Source organism: Pseudomonas sp. DR 5-09, from assembly GCF_001655595.1.
GTDB classification, from domain to species: Bacteria; Pseudomonadota; Gammaproteobacteria; order Pseudomonadales; family Pseudomonadaceae; genus Aquipseudomonas; species Aquipseudomonas pharyngis.
The window spans coordinates 4330951-4346229 of record NZ_CP011566.1 but is presented as its reverse complement, the minus strand read 5'-3'; the positions used below and the strand labels follow the sequence as shown (position 1 = coordinate 4346229).

Sequence of the window (15279 nt, the reverse complement as noted above, 5' to 3'; positions counted from 1 at the left end):
GATTTATTTTGTTTTTATTTTGAAAATATTTGAGTGAGGGCCAAAGCATGCCGATACAACCTGGGCTCTACCAACATTACAAAGGTCCGCAGTACCGCGTATTCAGTGTCGCGCGGCATTCCGAGACCGAAGAAGAAGTCGTCTTTTACCAAGCCCTGTATGGCGATTACGGCTTTTGGGTACGTCCCTTGAGCATGTTCCTGGAGTCCGTCGAGGTTGACGGCGAGCAGGTCCCACGCTTTGCTTTGGTGCAAGCCGAACCGAGCCTTTTTTCGAAGCCGTAAGGCGAGTGCGCGCAAAACCCTGCGCTTGACCTCACCTTGCAGCCACTATATATAGCGGTGCCGCGTCAGGCGCCAACCGCCTTTCACTTCTAGAATTCAGGAATTTTCTGATCCATGGGCAAATCGCTGGTCATTGTGGAATCCCCGGCTAAGGCCAAGACCATCAACAAGTATCTGGGCAACCAATACGTGGTGAAGTCGAGTATCGGCCATATCCGAGACCTGCCCACCAGCGGTTCGGCTAGCGCCAGCAAGGAGCCAGCCGCCAAGCGCGGCAAGGCTGCTGCGGGCGAAGCGCCAGCGCTGTCGCCGAAAGAGAAGGCGCGCAAGCAGCTGGTCTCGCGTATGGGGGTCGATCCCGAACACGGCTGGAAAGCCAAGTACGAGATCCTCCCGGGCAAGGAAAAGGTCATCGAAGAGCTGCGCCGGCTCGCCAAGGATGCTGACACCATCTATCTCGCAACCGACTTGGACCGCGAGGGGGAAGCCATTGCCTGGCACCTGCGCGAAGCCATCGGTGGTGACGACAGCCGCTACAAGCGCGTGGTGTTCAACGAAATCACCAAGAAGGCGATTCAGGAAGCCTTCTCGGAGCCGGGCGAACTCGACATCGATCGAGTGAACGCGCAGCAAGCCCGTCGTTTCCTCGACCGCGTCGTCGGCTACATGGTCTCGCCGCTGCTGTGGGCCAAGATCGCCCGTGGCCTGTCCGCCGGTCGCGTGCAATCGGTTGCCGTGAAACTGGTGGTCGAGCGTGAGCGTGAAATCCGCGCGTTCAACCCGGAAGAGTACTGGGAAGTGCATGCCGATCTCGGCACCGCCAAAGGCTCGACCGTGCGTTTCGAAGTGGCTCGAGAGAAAGGCGAAGCCTTCAAGCCATTGAACGAAGCGCAGGCGACGGCCGCGCTGGAGAAGCTCAAGTCCTCCAGCTACAGCATCGTCAAGCGTGAAGACAAACCGACCAGCAGCAAGCCATCGGCACCGTTCATCACCTCCACACTGCAACAGGCCGCGAGCAACCGCTTGGGCTTCGGTGTGAAGAAAACCATGATGATGGCCCAGCGTCTCTACGAAGCCGGCTACATCACTTATATGCGTACCGACTCGACCAACCTCTCGGCTGATGCCGTGACGATGGCGCGCGATTACATCGAGACCGAGTTCGGCAAGAAGTATCTGCCGGAGTCGCCGAACGTCTACAGCAGCAAAGAAGGCGCACAAGAGGCTCACGAAGCGATTCGCCCTTCCGACGCCAACACCACACCAAGCAAGCTGGCTGGCATGGAGCGCGACGCTGAGCGCCTCTACGAGCTGATCTGGCGCCAGTTCCTGGCTTGCCAGATGTTGCCGGCGCAATACCTGTCGACCACTGTCAGCGTCGCTGCCGGCGATTTCGAGCTGCGCGCCAAGGGCCGCATCCTGAAGTTCGACGGTTACACCCGTGTGCTGCCGCAAATCACCAAACCTGGCGATGACGACGTTCTGCCCGACATGGCGCAGGGCGACGTGATGAAGCTGATCAAGCTCGATCCGTCCCAGCACTTCACCAAGCCGCCGGCCCGGTATTCGGAAGCCAGCCTGGTGAAGGAAATGGAAAAACGCGGCATCGGCCGTCCTTCGACCTATGCGGCGATCATCTCGACTATTCAGGATCGCGGCTACGTGACCCTGCACAACCGTCGTTTCTATTCGGAAAAGATGGGCGACATCGTTACCGAGCGTCTGTCGGAGAGCTTCTCCAATCTTATGGACTACGGTTTCACCGCCGGTATGGAAGAGAATCTCGATGACGTGGCTCAGGGCGAGCGCGACTGGAAAAACGTGCTGGATGAATTCTACGGCGACTTCAAGAAAAAACTTGAAGTAGCAGAGAATCCGGAAGCCGGCATGCGTGCCAATCAGCCGGTGATGACCGATATTCCGTGCACCACCTGCGGCCGTCCAATGCAGATCCGTACTGCATCGACCGGAGTGTTCCTCGGCTGCTCGGGTTACAGCCTGCCGCCGAAAGAGCGCTGCAAGGCGACCGTCAACCTGGTGCCGGGCGATGAAATCGCGGCTGATGACGAAGGTGAGTCGGAATCCCTGGTATTGCGCGGCAAGCACCGCTGCCCGATCTGCAGCACGGCTATGGACGCTTACCTGCTCGACGAGAAGCGCAAGCTGCACATCTGCGGTAACAACCCGGATTGCGCCGGCTACGAGATCGAAGAGGGCAGCTACCGCATCAAGGGCTACGAAGGGCCGAGCCTGGAATGCGATAAGTGCGGCAGCGAGATGCAGCTCAAGACCGGCCGTTTCGGCAAGTTCTTCGGTTGCACCAACCCGACGTGCAAGAACACCCGCAAGCTGCTGAAAAGCGGTGATGCGGCGCCGCCGAAGATGGATCCGGTGAAGATGCCTGAGCTGAAATGCGAGAAGGTCAACGACACCTACATCCTGCGTGACGGAGCGTCCGGCCTGTTCCTGGCGGCCAGTCAGTTCCCGAAAAACCGCGAGACCCGTGCTCCGCTGGTGATCGAGATTCTGCCGCACAAGGACGAGATCGATCCGAAGTACCACTTCCTGTGCGAAGCGCCGCAGAAGGATCCGGATGGTCTGCCAGCCGTGATCCGCTACAGCCGCAAGACCAAAGAACAGTATGTTCAGACCGAAGTTGACGGCAAGCCGACTGGCTGGAAAGCGTTCTTTGACGGTGGCAAGTGGACGGTCGAGGACAAGCGTCCGGCGAAAGCCAAGGCGTGAGCTGACTCCGACCTTGCGATGGGCTGATGTTATCGGCCCAATACGACAAAAGGCCGCATGACAACCTTCGGGTTTTCATGCGGCCTTTTTGTTTAATGCTTGCGGTCGGATCGGCTGATCCACGACACTGTCCGGCCTGTGTGAAGCAATTATTTCGTTGTGGAGAGTGCCGACATGGCCAACGAACTCTATACCCGTACCAATCAGAAGATCTATTTCGCGGGTTTGTCGCTGGAAGCGCTGGCCAGGGCGGAAGAGGGGCGGGCGATGAACTCGCTGGCGCTGATTCAGGCCGGGCGCGAATCCGCATTGTTTCATCTCTATGGTGCGTTGTTGGGTTTGTGTCATGAAATTGCCGGTTTCTACCGTCTGCCGCAAGCCAATGCGGCGCGAGCGGAAGCCCTGCTGACCCGCGAAGTGCTGGAGTCGATCGCCATTCCAGAGTTGGCAGAGATGATTGAGCTGGCGGGCAATCCGGAGACCTGGCTGTCTAAGTTACTGGCCGCGCATTCGGCGTTGTTTCAGCCGCCACGCGTGCCACACAAGCCGAAGGGCGATGTGACGCAGCCATTGATTCAGGCAGTGAATCTGGATGAAGAAGAGGTGGTTGAAGAGTTGAGCCGTGAAGAGCTCGAGAGCTGGCGGCAGAACCTCAAGGGGCTGGCGCTCCGTTTCCGTGAAGGCTTGAGCGAGTGCTGAGGGGCGTGGGTTGGCGGCGACGAGAGGCGTGCTGCTGGTCAAGATCCCGAGCGAAGCCTGAATGATGTCTATATAATCCCTGCCTTTCGTGGAGATCAGACCTATATGCCAACGTCCTTTCTAGAAATTGTCGAGCTACCAGACGGCCGAATCGAACTGCGCAGGGCCGAGGACGAGGGTTCTCTGGTGACTCTGGATTTCTCCGAGGATGCCAAGGCGTTTTTGCAGGGCCAGCACGTTGAAATTGCCAAAGCGATGTTGAGCGTTGGCGTGCAAATGGCGGGGCGTATGGTTGAAGGCGAATTCGATAAAGATGAGGGGCCGCGGGTTCTTCATTGATTCGCTGTCTGTCAGCTACTGCTCCAGACCGGCTTCTCTATCCCTGGAGAAGCCCTGCGCTTAACGTGGCGCACATTGTTGCTGAATCACCCCAAACGAATGTTCAGGCTTTGAGCGTCCCCGGTGCGGGCGGCGCTGATCAGCTGTTGCCGTGATCCTGCGCTCAGTGGATTCAGCCACGTGACGACTGTGTGGCTGCGGCCCAGGCGTAATGCTTCGCAGGCCAGTTGCTGAGCGCTTTGGGCACCGCGCGGCTGTAACAGCAGGATGCGTTCGCGATTCAATCCAGCGTCCCGCAGCCAGGTCTGGGTCAGGCTGGCAGGCGGTGCAATCAGGGTCAGCCAGCGTGCGTCCTGATCCTCGCTCAGTTCGCGAAGAATCGGCGCCAGCAGGTTCAGGCAGTTCCCGGCCGCACCGCGCAGTGACAGCTCGCTGAACGCTTCAGGTTCGGTATTCCACGGACGCTCGACGACATCCTTGAGGATGGGGGCGATCGGTTGCGCCAGAAACGCTTCGAACAACGGCAGTTGTGTTTGCTGAGGTGCGTGTGGGAACTGCATAAAGCCTCCTTTAGCGGCGGATGACGCCGACACTCAAGCCTTCGATAACCAGTTCCTGGTCTTTCAGGTTGACTTCGATAGGGGCGAACTCGGGGTTTTCGGCAATCAGCCAGACTTTGCTGCCGTCACGCTTGAAGCGTTTGACGGTGACTTCGTCGCCGATACGGGCAACCACGATCTGACCGTTGCGTGCCTCGCGGGTGGTGTGAACCGCCAGCAAGTCGCCGTCGAAAATACCGATGTCCTTCATGCTCATGCCGTGGACGCGCAACAGATAGTCGGCGCGCGGATGAAAGAAGGCCGGGTTGATGTTGCAGGACTCTTCGATGTGTTGCTGGGCGAGGATCGGCGCACCGGCAGCCACTCGACCGATGATCGGCAGGGTGGACTCGTCGACCTTGGCTTCGAAGCCAGGGATTCGAATGCCGCGAGAGGCGCCAGGTGTCATCTCGATAGCGCCTTTGCGGGCGAGCGCCTTGAGGTGCTCTTCGGCCGCGTTGGGCGATTTGAAACCCAGTTCCTGAGCGATTTCCGCACGGGTCGGCGGGTAGCCGTTGTCTTCGAGGCAGCGTTTGATAAAGGCCAGAATCTCGGCTTGGCGTGGCGTCAGCTTAAGCATATTGATCGCTCTGTCTTTTTATACAGTGACTGGGATTATATACAGTGGAGCGGTCTTGGCAATGATCGTTTTTTGCCATGCCGCCGGACGGTCAGTGACGACCCTGATTAATGTGGCGTCCTTGTTGTGGTTAAATATCTGACTGACCATTCCCAAAACGAACCGGCAGGCTTGACAAGGCACAGACTGAAACGTATGTTTCAAACAAGTGTTTGTCAGGCGGAGTAGCCATGGCCCAGTCGGAAACCGTTGAACGCATTCTTGATGCTGCAGAACAGCTGTTCGCGGAAAAAGGTTTTGCTGAAACCTCATTGCGTCTGATCACCAGCAAGGCAGGGGTCAATCTCGCTGCGGTGAACTATCACTTCGGCTCGAAGAAGGCGCTGATCCAGGCGGTTTTCTCGCGCTTTCTCGGTCCGTTCTGCACCAGCCTCGACAAAGAGTTGGAGCGCCGCCAAGCCAAACCAGAGAACAAGCCTTCGCTCGAAGAGCTGCTGGAAATCCTCGTCGAGCAGGCGCTGGTGGTACAGCCACGCAGCGGCAACGATCTGTCGATCTTCATGCGTTTGCTCGGTTTGGCCTTCAGTCAGAGCCAGGGCCACTTGCGCCGTTATCTGGAAGACATGTACGGCAAGGTATTCCGCCGCTACATGTTGCTGGTAAATGAAGCTGCGCCGCGTATTCCTCCAATCGAACTGTTCTGGCGCGTGCACTTCATGCTCGGCGCTGCGGCGTTCAGCATGTCCGGGATCAAGGCCTTGCGTGCGATTGCCGAGACCGATTTCGGCGTCAACACCTCCATCGAGCAGGTGATGCGTCTGATGGTGCCGTTCCTGGCGGCCGGCATGCGTGCCGAAACCGGCGTCACGGACACGGCCATGGCCACAGCGCAGTTGCGTCCACGCAGCAAATCCGCGCCGGTATCTGCCAAGGTTTGACCGTTCATGGGTGGGCGCGGCAGCTGACATCCGCTAAGCTAGCCGCCCATGTCGACTCTCGTTCTGAACCCGTTTCTCATTGAAATCACCGACCCGCCGGGCAATGTCCCTGGTGGTGATTTCGTGGGCGACGGGTTTTTCGTTTTCAAGGAATCTCTATGACTGCTGGCCTGCAAGGCTCGTTGATGGTGGACGTCGCCGGTACCTGGCTGACGGCCGAAGATCGCCAATTGTTGCGCCAGCCCGAAGTGGGCGGCCTGATCATTTTTGCCCGCAACATCGAGCATCCGCGTCAGGTACGCGAGCTGAGCGCGGCGATCCGTGCCATTCGTCCGGACTTGCTGCTGGCGGTGGATCAGGAAGGCGGTCGCGTCCAGCGTCTGCGTCAGGGCTTCGTCCGTTTGCCAGCCATGCGTGCCATTGCTGACAACCCGAACGCCGAGTACCTGGCCGAACAATGTGGCTGGATCATGGCCACTGAAGTACTGGCAGTCGGACTCGACCTGAGCTTCGCGCCGGTGCTGGATCTGGATTACCAGCGCAGCGCCGTGGTCGGCACCCGCTCGTTTGAAGGTGACCCGGAGCGCGCCGCACTGCTCGCAGGCGCTTTCATCAAAGGCATGAACAGCGCGGGCATGGCCGCCACCGGCAAGCATTTCCCCGGCCATGGCTGGGCGGAAGCCGACTCCCACGTCGCGATCCCCAACGACGAGCGCAGCCTCGAAGAGATCCGCGCCAACGACCTGGTGCCGTTCGCCAGACTCAGCAAGCAACTGGCCGCGGTCATGCCGGCTCACGTGATTTATCCGCAAGTCGACACACAACCTGCCGGTTTCTCCCGGCGCTGGCTGCAGGACATCCTGCGTGGAGAGTTGCAGTTCGACGGCGTGATCTTCAGCGATGACCTGTCGATGGCCGGCGCCCACGTGGTCGGCGACGCCGCCAGCCGTATCGAAGCGGCACTGAGTGCCGGTTGCGACATGGGTCTGGTCTGCAACGACCGCGCAGCCGCCGAGCTGGCCCTGAGCGCCGCGCAGCGCATGAAGGTCAAGCCGTCGCCGCGCATCGCACGCATGCGCGGTCAGGCATTCGCCAATACCGAATACCGTCAGGATCCGCGCTGGCTGACCGCTGTCGGCGCGCTCAAAGACGCTCAACTGATCGATTAAGGATTTTTTCGCTATGACGGTTTACGCAATCATTGGCGGCACCGGCCTGACCCAGCTGGAAGGCCTGAGCATTCGTCAGTCGCTGGCGGTGGATACGCCTTATGGCGCGCCATCGGCCGAGGTCCAGATTGGCGAGTACGCCGGTAAGGAAGTGCTGTTCCTCGCTCGTCACGGCCACCCGCATCGCTTCCCGCCGCACAAGGTCAACTACCGCGCCAACCTTTGGGCATTGAAGCAGGCAGGGGCTGAAGCAATCATTGCGGTCAACGCCGTGGGCGGGATTCATCCTGCAATGGGCACCGGACATTTCTGCGTGCCGCATCAGATCGTGGACTACACCAGCGGTCGCGAGCACACCTATTTCGCCGATGATCTGGAACATGTCACACACATCGACTTCAGCTTTCCCTACAGCGAACCGCTGCGTCAGCGACTGATTGCTGCATTGGCCGCGGAAGGGTGCGAGTACAGCGATCAAGGCGTTTATGCCTGCACCCAGGGCCCGCGTCTGGAAACCGTGGCCGAGATCGTGCGACTGGAGCGTGACGGCTGCGACATCGTCGGCATGACCGGCATGCCGGAAGCGGCGCTGGCTCGCGAGCTGGATCTGGATTACGCGTGTCTGTCGCTGGTGGTGAATCCGGCGGCGGGCAAGACCACGGAAGTGATCACCATGGCCGAGATCGAGCAGGCGTTGCACGACGGCATGGGCAAAGTGAAGTCGACGTTGGCGCGGGTGCTGAAGGGCTGAGTCTGGCTCGAAACCGAGTCGAGCCATTCGCGGGCAAGCCCGCTCCCACAGGTTAAGCGCTATCTCTGTGGGAGCGGGCTTGCCCGCGAATCGATCTGGTAGACGACAAAGACTTCAGCGCTTGTCGAATTTGTCCGGCAGCGGCGCAAACAGCGCCTCGATATCATCACTCTGCAATTTCCAGTCCCCGGCCTTGCGCCCATCCAGCACGCCGGCCGCCAGGTCGGATTTTTCCCGCTGCAAGTGTTGAATCTTCTCCTCGACCGTGCCCCGGGCAATCATCTTGTAGACGAACACCGGCTTCTCCTGGCCAATGCGATACGCGCGGTCGGTTGCCTGATTTTCGGTCGCCGGGTTCCACCACGGATCGTAGTGAATCACGGTGTCCGCTTCTGTCAGGTTTAGACCCACGCCGCCAGCCTTCAGGCTGATGAGAAAGATCTGACGCTTGCCGCTCTGGAATTCCTTCACCGGTGTACGCCGATCACGGGTCTGTCCCGTCAACAGCGCATAGGCGACATTGCGTTTTTTCAGCTCGTCCTCGATCAGTGACAGCATCGAAGTGAACTGCGAAAACAGCAGAATCCGCCGGCCTTCCTCAAACAACTCCTGGAGCATTTCCATCAGACTGTCGAGCTTGCCCGACGTGCTGCCGCGAGCGGGCAGGGTGGCGTCATTGACCAGGCGCAAATCGCAACAGACCTGACGCAGCTTGAGCAGCGCCTCGAGAATGATGATCTGACTGCGCGCCACGCCTTTACGGGTGATTTCGTCGCGAACCTTTTTATCCATGGCCAGGCGCATGGTTTCGTACACGTCGCGCTGCGCTTCGTTGAGCTCGACCCAATGAATGATTTCGGTTTTCGGCGGCAGCTCGGTCGCAACCTGCTCCTTGGTGCGGCGCAGCAGGAACGGTTTGATCCGACCGTTGAGGTGCTGAAGTCTGACTTCGCTCGCGCGTTTTTCAATCGGCACGCGGTAATCGGCGTTGAAGCTTTTGACGTCGCCGAGCCAGCCGGGCAGCAGAAAGTGAAACAGCGACCACAGTTCGCCCAAGTGATTCTCCAGTGGCGTCCCGCTCAGGCACAGGCGCTGACGCGCATTGAGTTCACGGGCAGCCTGGGCGGCTTTGCTGTTCGGGTTCTTGATGTACTGCGCTTCATCCAGCACCAGCACGTGCAGCGGCTGCTGGGCCAGACGTTCGACATCCTTGGGCAGCAGCGCATAGGTTGTGAGGATCAGGTCGTAATCGGCCAGATGCTCGAAATGCTTTTTGCGGCTTGCGCCGTACAGGGCGACCACCTTGAGCTGCGGCGTGAAGTGCGCTGCTTCGTCCAGCCAGTTGGGAATCAGGCTGGTAGGCATCACCACCATGCTCGGGCGATCCAGGCGTCCGGCGTTCTTCTCGCTGAGAATATGCGCCAGTGTCTGTAGGGTTTTACCCAGCCCCATGTCGTCCGCGAGAATCCCGCCGACCTCAAGTTGCCGCAGCGACTGCATCCAGCTCAAGCCTTCGAGCTGATAAGGACGAAGCGTCGCATTCAGTCCCTTCGGTGCTTTGGCGCTGTAATCGCGGATATCACGCAAGCGCTGGGCGAAGCTGCGAATCTGCTCGCCACCCTCCCAGAGCAGGGGAATGCCTTCCAGCGAATTCAGGCGCGTGGCGTCGGCCTTGCTCAGGCGCAGGGTGGTTTCGCCCGGTTCCTGCAAATAAAACTCGCCCAAGGTCGCCAACACCGGTTTCAGCCGGCCGAGGGGCAGGGCGACTTGCAGCGGCCCGTGCTCGCTGTTGCGTTGCGGGATGTTCACCAGAATCAATTCGTCGTCGCGGCGGCGGGCGAGACGTTCCGGGTTGAGGATTTCCGTGTGCGAGCGCATCAGATTGAGCAGGATCGGCAGCAGGCTCAGGCGCTCACCGTTAACGATGATCCCCAGCTCCAGATCGAACCAGTCGCGCTCCGGCGTCTGCTCGACGGTGGCGTACCAATCGTCAACGGCGGTCAGGTCGAAGCCGAACTCATCGTCGACCAGCAACTCCCAGCCCTGGGTGCGCAGTTTCGGCAGATCGTTGAGGGTGAACGTCAGCCAGGCGCTGTCGTTGACCATCTCGTAGAGTTCGCCGGCGCTTTCCGGCAGGGCCTTGCTCTGCCGGGTGGCGATGCGGAAACCGAGAATTCGCAGCTGCTCGCGGTAGCTTTGCTCGACGTCCGGATGGCGCTTGACCCGCAGGGTCTGCGCTTCCTGGCGAATCAGAATGTCGCTGTTCTTCTGGCCGCTGACGTATTCGTCGAGGTAACTGAAGGACAGCGCCGCACGATGCTGGATGTAACGCTGCATCTTGCCGTTGCGCGGTTCGAACGCGCTGAATTCGACGCTGGCCAGCCACAAACGCGGCACCGGTTGCACGTTGTCCACCAGCACTTGCGGCGGCGCTTTCGGGCTGCGGTTTTCCAGCACAGCCTGGAGTTTTTCCAGAAGTTCGGCGTCTTTGGCAGCGGCGGGGTATTCGAGGGTTTCCTGCACTTGCAGCAACACCGCCGCGCAATGTTTGCAATTGCTGTGTACCGGGCAGGTGCAGGTAGCGTCGACCATCAGCAGCGTGCCTTTGGCTGACTCGCGCAGGTGAATCGTCTGACGGTAGACGTTACCGCCAGAGCCTTCGCAACTGGCGGTAATGGTCGCGTCGCCGACCTGCACGAATCGCACCCGGTTTTCCAGTGCGTAGCGGCGGCCGCGCTCCAGGCTTTGTTCCTTGAATCGGCTGACCCAGGAGGAGGCCAGCGGTTTACTCAGTGGCGGGGGCATAAGGACTTCGATCAGTCCGGAACGACTTCAGGCGCTTCCCGAGGCGCGGGCGCCGTCAGTGAAGTGATCTTGATCAGCAGGGCCAGGTGGCCGTTATCGAGGTAGTTGAGTTGGCCGTTCTTGGTGTGGCTGTCCTGTTTCAGGCGCTCGCTGGCGGTGACCATGCCGTTGGCGTCGATCTGGTTGACCCAGAAGTCGGCGTTCACGTCGGTGAAGCGCCCGAGCTTCATTTCAATCGTGCCTTCGATCGGGAACTGGCCGAACTGCTCCTGACCTTCGCTGACCGCCACTTTGGCAGGCGTCTCGCCCAGGGTCTGCTGCCAGGCCTTATGCATCAGCACGCTGTACTCGCCGCTGGCGGTGAGTTTGGTCACAACGTCGTTCAGCGCCGGCGTGCGTTTGCTGTCATCGCCCAGCCGCTGGGCGCCTGCCGCCCAGTCTTCCGGTGCGGCGCGGCTGATAATCGCCGGTACAGCGTTCTGGCGTACCAGAATCATTTCGACCTGATACAGGTCATCGGCAAACGCCGTCGGTGCTACAAGCGTCAGTAGCAAGGTCAATGAGCGAAACAGGCGCATGCGGCGTCCTTCAAGCAGTTTTCGGGATGAGGCGCTCGAACAGCGCCTCCACAGTATTAAAGCGCTCTTCCGGGCGCTCCATCGGCACCTGGAACTTGAACATCGTGGCGCCTTCGAATTTGTAGCGTTTTGGCTGACTCTGGATCAGTTTGATCAGGGTCATCGGGTCGACCGGCGTCTGCGCCGCGAACTCGATGCGCCCACCTTGCGGGCCGCCATCGACTTTCTTGATGCCCAGCTGCTCGGCCTGCAATTTCAGCGCCGTGATGCGCACCAGATTCTTGGTCGGCTCCGGCAGCAGACCGAAGCGGTCGATCATCTCGACCTGCAGATCCTTCAGACCTTCCTCGTCGGTGGCCGAAGCGATGCGTTTGTAAAGGATCAGGCGGGCGTGCACGTCCGGCAGGTAATCTTCCGGAATCAGCGCCGGCACCCGCAGGTTGACTTCCGGGCCACCGCCGAGCGGTTGGTCGAGGTTGGGCTGTTCACCCTTGCGGATCGACTTCACCGCGCGCTCGAGCATTTCCATGTACAGGGTGAATCCAACGGCCTGAATCTGACCGCTCTGGCCGTCGCCCAGCAGCTCGCCGGCACCACGGATTTCCAGGTCGTTGGTGGCCAGTACGAAGCCAGCGCCTAGGTCCTGAGTATTGGCAATCGCCTCCAGGCGTTTTTCCGCATCGCCGGTGATCTGCTGGCGCGGTGGGGTCAGCAGGTAGGCGTAAGCCTGGTGGTGGCTACGCCCAACGCGGCCGCGCAACTGGTGCAACTGCGCCAGACCGAACTTGTCGGCACGCTCGATGATGATGGTGTTGGCGCTCGGCACGTCGATGCCGGTCTCGATGATGGTCGAGGCGATCAGCACGTTGAAGCGCTTGTGGTAGAAGTCGCTCATCACCTGTTCGAGTTCGCGTTCGCGCATCTGCCCGTGGCCGATGCCGATTCGCGCTTCCGGCACCAGTTCGGCCAGTTCGGCGGCGCATTTCTCGATGGTTTTCACGTCGTTGTGCAGGTAATAGACCTGACCGCCACGCAGCAACTCACGCAGCAGGGCTTCTTTGACCGTGCTCTTGTTCTGCTCCATGACGAAGGTGCGCACCGACAGGCGTCGCGCCGGTGGTGTGGCGATGATCGACAGGTCGCGCATGCCCGACACCGCCATGTTCAGCGTGCGCGGAATCGGCGTGGCGGTCAGCGTAAGAATGTCGACTTCGCTGCGCAGAGCCTTGAGCTGTTCCTTCTGGCGGACACCGAAACGGTGCTCTTCGTCGATGATCACCAGTCCGAGGTTTTTGATCTTGACGTCGTCCTGCAGCAGCTTGTGAGTGCCGATCACGATATCGATATTGCCTTCGGCCAACTGAGCGACTGCAGCGTTCACTTCCTTGGCCGACTTGAAGCGGCTCATCACTTCCACGGTCACCGGCCAGTCGGCGAAGCGGTCGCGGAAGCTGTTGTAGTGCTGCTGGGCGAGCAGGGTGGTCGGCACGAGGATCGCCACTTGCTTGCCGCCGTGCACGGCGATGAACGCGGCGCGCATGGCGACTTCGGTCTTGCCGAAACCCACATCGCCGCAGACCAGGCGATCCATCGGCTTCGGCGCGAGCATGTCTTCGCGCACGGCTTCGATGGTGGATTGCTGGTCCGGGGTTTCTTCGAACGGGAAACCGGCGCTGAACGTCGCGTAATCGGCCTTCGGATCGGCAAACGCATAACCTTCGCGGGCGGCGCGACGGGCGTAGATGTCGAGCAGTTCGGCAGCCACGTCGCGGACCTGTTCAGCGGCCTTGCGCTTGGCTTTCTGCCAGGTCTCGGAGCCGAGGCGGTGCAGCGGGGCCAGTGCGTCGTCGCTGCCGGTGTAACGGGCGATCAAATGCAGGTTGGCCACCGGCACGTAGAGCTTGGCGTTCTCGGCGTATTCGAGGGTCAGGAATTCGGCAGCCTGATTGTCGATTTCCAGAATCGTCAGGCCGAGATAACGACCGACACCATGGTCGATGTGCACCACCGGCGCGCCTTCGCGCAGCTCGGTGAGGTTCTTGATCACCGCATCGTTGTTGGCATCGGCGCGCTTTTCGCGACGGCGACGCTGCATCACGCGCTGGCCGAACAGCGGACTTTCCGCGACCAGTGCCAGGGCCGGCTCGTCCAGCATCAGGCCTTCGTCGAGCGGGGCGATGGTGATCGCCAGACGATCCTTGCTCGCGACAAAGTCCGGCCAGCTATCGACGGTTTTCGGGCGCAGCTTCAGGCGCTCGAGCAATTCCAGCAGTACTTCGCGACGACCTGCGGATTCGGCGGTGAACAGCACGCGCCCCGGGAATTCGTCGAGGAAGGCGGAAAGCGCGGCCAGTGGTTGCGTGGCCTTGGCCTCGATCGCCAGGTTCGGCAATGCCTGCGCCGGGAAGCGCTCGCGGCCTGCGCCGGTTTCCACATCCTGCTGGCTGGCGATTACGCGCGGCCAGTTCTTCAAGCGGGCGAAGCAATCTTCCACCGGCAGGAACAGTTCGGCTGGCGGCAATAAAGGACGGGATGGGTCGACGCGACGCTCTTCATAGCGGTTTCGCACATCGTTCCAGAAGTTTTCCGCCGCCTGCTCGATGCCCGGCAGCGAGAACACTTGCGTGTCTTGCGGCAGGTAATCGAACAGGGTCGAGGTTTCTTCGAAGAACAGCGGCAGGTAGTACTCGATACCGGCCGGCGTGATGCCGCTACTCAGGTCCTGGAAGATCGGGCAGCGGCGGAAATCGACGTCGAAGCGCTCGCGAAAGCGCGCCTTGAAGCGGGTGACCGCCTCTTTCTGCAGTGGGAATTCCTTGGCCGGCAGCAGCTTGACCGAATCGACCTTTTCAATGGAACGCTGGTTTTCCGGGTCGAAAGTGCGCAGGGTTTCGATTTCGTCGTCGAACAAGTCGATGCGATAGGGCAGTTTGCTGCCCATCGGGAACAGGTCGATCAGTGCACCGCGGACCGTGAACTCACCGTGCTCGTAGACGGTGTCGACGTAGCGATAGCCGCTGGCTTCGAGCCGCGAGCGCATCTGCTCGACATCGAGTTTCTGCCCGACATCCAGCACCAGGCTGCTGCCGAGCAGGAATTTGGTCGGCGCCAGACGATGCAGGGCGGTGGTGATCGGCACCACCAGCACGCCATGTTCCAGCTCCGGCAGCCTATAAAGGCTGGCGATGCGCTGGGAAATGATGTCCTGGTGCGGCGAAAACAGATCGTAGGGCAGGGTTTCCCAGTCCGGGAAATGCAGCACCGGCAAATCCGGGGCGAAGAAACTCAGCTCCTGTTCCAGCCGTTCGGCACTCTGGCTGTCGGCGGTCAAAAGCAGCGTGAAGCGCTTGGCAGCGCTGGCAGCCTCGGCAATCGCCAGGCTCAGGGCGGCACCGGGGAGGTTGCCCCAGTGCTGTTTACCTGCCGCAGCAGGGAGAAGCGGTAGACGCAGAACAGGCACGGAAGTTTGAGCTCCAGGCGTTGCGACAAAGTCGGTAATTGTAGCGGCGTCCGGTGCCGCCTGTCAGTTGCAGGATGCGTCTATCTGCACCGTTTGGGAAAAATGTAGTGGTAACCATAAAAACCAGCGCTTTTTTTACGGTTATGTAGTGCCAAAAGTTGGTGGTGTTACGGAGGGTTACAGACATCGTCTAACAGTCGTCGAAAAACTGACTGCGCTGGAAGCCCCGTATTTACTGGGCTGGCGGAGGGCGTTATTTTTTTGGACGGGTTTTTGTTACCGATTGCGCGACAGGCGCGCATTGCTACAAGAGGTTCTCGGCGGCATAATGT

General features: G+C 60.2%; 12 protein-coding genes. 7 read left to right on the top strand and 5 right to left on the bottom strand.

Annotated elements, in window-relative coordinates; translation table 11 throughout:
• Positions 1 to 47 precede the first annotated feature (47 nt).
• The 4 genes from PDR5_RS19440 to PDR5_RS19425 all read left to right on the top strand — a co-directional run bounded on the left by PDR5_RS19440 (position 48) and on the right by PDR5_RS19425 (position 4067).
• Positions 48 to 284 carry a DUF1653 domain-containing protein gene (locus PDR5_RS19440; protein WP_007953059.1) on the top strand — a complete coding sequence of 79 codons (237 nt, stop codon included), beginning with the start codon at positions 48 to 50 and terminating at the stop codon, positions 282 to 284.
• A 114-nt stretch (positions 285 to 398) separates the two neighbouring features.
• On the top strand, positions 399 to 3029 hold the full coding sequence (gene topA / locus PDR5_RS19435; RefSeq protein ID WP_064598120.1) for a type I DNA topoisomerase: 2631 nt from the start codon (positions 399 to 401) through the stop codon (positions 3027 to 3029).
• Positions 3030 to 3203: 174 nt separating this feature from the next.
• Positions 3204 to 3728 (top strand): DUF6586 family protein, encoded by a 525-nt coding sequence (locus PDR5_RS19430; RefSeq protein ID WP_064598118.1) that lies wholly within the window; start codon positions 3204 to 3206, stop codon positions 3726 to 3728.
• 105 nt (positions 3729 to 3833) lie between these two features.
• Complete coding sequence (locus PDR5_RS19425) at positions 3834 to 4067, top strand: hypothetical protein (RefSeq protein ID WP_007953047.1); 234 nt, start codon at positions 3834 to 3836, stop codon at positions 4065 to 4067.
• Between the two features lie 86 nt (positions 4068 to 4153).
• Here PDR5_RS19425 and sulA read toward each other — a convergent pair whose 3' ends face one another.
• Both sulA and lexA read right to left on the bottom strand, forming a co-directional pair.
• Positions 4154 to 4627, bottom strand: coding sequence for an SOS-induced cell division inhibitor SulA (gene sulA / locus PDR5_RS19420; RefSeq protein WP_007953046.1), 474 nt, complete (start codon positions 4625 to 4627; stop codon positions 4154 to 4156).
• Between the two features lie 10 nt (positions 4628 to 4637).
• Positions 4638 to 5246: a transcriptional repressor LexA gene (gene lexA, locus PDR5_RS19415; RefSeq protein WP_007953044.1), complete on the bottom strand. Its 609-nt coding sequence runs from the start codon at positions 5244 to 5246 to the stop codon at positions 4638 to 4640.
• 230 nt (positions 5247 to 5476) lie between these two features.
• Between lexA and psrA the strand changes: the two genes are divergently transcribed.
• The 3 genes from psrA to PDR5_RS19400 all read left to right on the top strand — a co-directional run bounded on the left by psrA (position 5477) and on the right by PDR5_RS19400 (position 8104).
• The gene (gene psrA, locus PDR5_RS19410; protein ID WP_064598116.1) at positions 5477 to 6184 is read left to right on the top strand and encodes a transcriptional regulator PsrA; all 708 of its coding nucleotides are present in this window, start codon (positions 5477 to 5479) and stop codon (positions 6182 to 6184) included.
• A gap of 170 nt (positions 6185 to 6354) precedes the next feature.
• The gene (nagZ, locus tag PDR5_RS19405) at positions 6355 to 7353 is read left to right on the top strand and encodes a beta-N-acetylhexosaminidase (protein ID WP_172829541.1); all 999 of its coding nucleotides are present in this window, start codon (positions 6355 to 6357) and stop codon (positions 7351 to 7353) included.
• Between the two features lie 13 nt (positions 7354 to 7366).
• Positions 7367 to 8104, top strand: a complete 738-nt coding sequence (locus PDR5_RS19400) for an S-methyl-5'-thioinosine phosphorylase (protein WP_064598112.1) — start codon at positions 7367 to 7369, stop codon at positions 8102 to 8104.
• A gap of 114 nt (positions 8105 to 8218) precedes the next feature.
• Here the strand turns inward: PDR5_RS19400 and PDR5_RS19395 are convergent, their stop codons facing one another.
• From PDR5_RS19395 to mfd, 3 genes are read right to left on the bottom strand one after another with little or no spacing between them, the layout of a single operon-like run.
• Positions 8219 to 10909, bottom strand: a complete 2691-nt coding sequence (locus tag PDR5_RS19395) for a DEAD/DEAH box helicase (RefSeq protein WP_064598111.1) — start codon at positions 10907 to 10909, stop codon at positions 8219 to 8221.
• 11 nt (positions 10910 to 10920) lie between these two features.
• On the bottom strand, positions 10921 to 11487 hold the full coding sequence (locus PDR5_RS19390) for a CsiV family protein (RefSeq protein WP_064598109.1): 567 nt from the start codon (positions 11485 to 11487) through the stop codon (positions 10921 to 10923).
• A 10-nt stretch (positions 11488 to 11497) separates the two neighbouring features.
• Positions 11498 to 14947: a transcription-repair coupling factor gene (gene mfd, locus PDR5_RS19385; protein WP_064598107.1), complete on the bottom strand. Its 3450-nt coding sequence runs from the start codon at positions 14945 to 14947 to the stop codon at positions 11498 to 11500.
• Positions 14948 to 15279 lie beyond the last annotated feature (332 nt).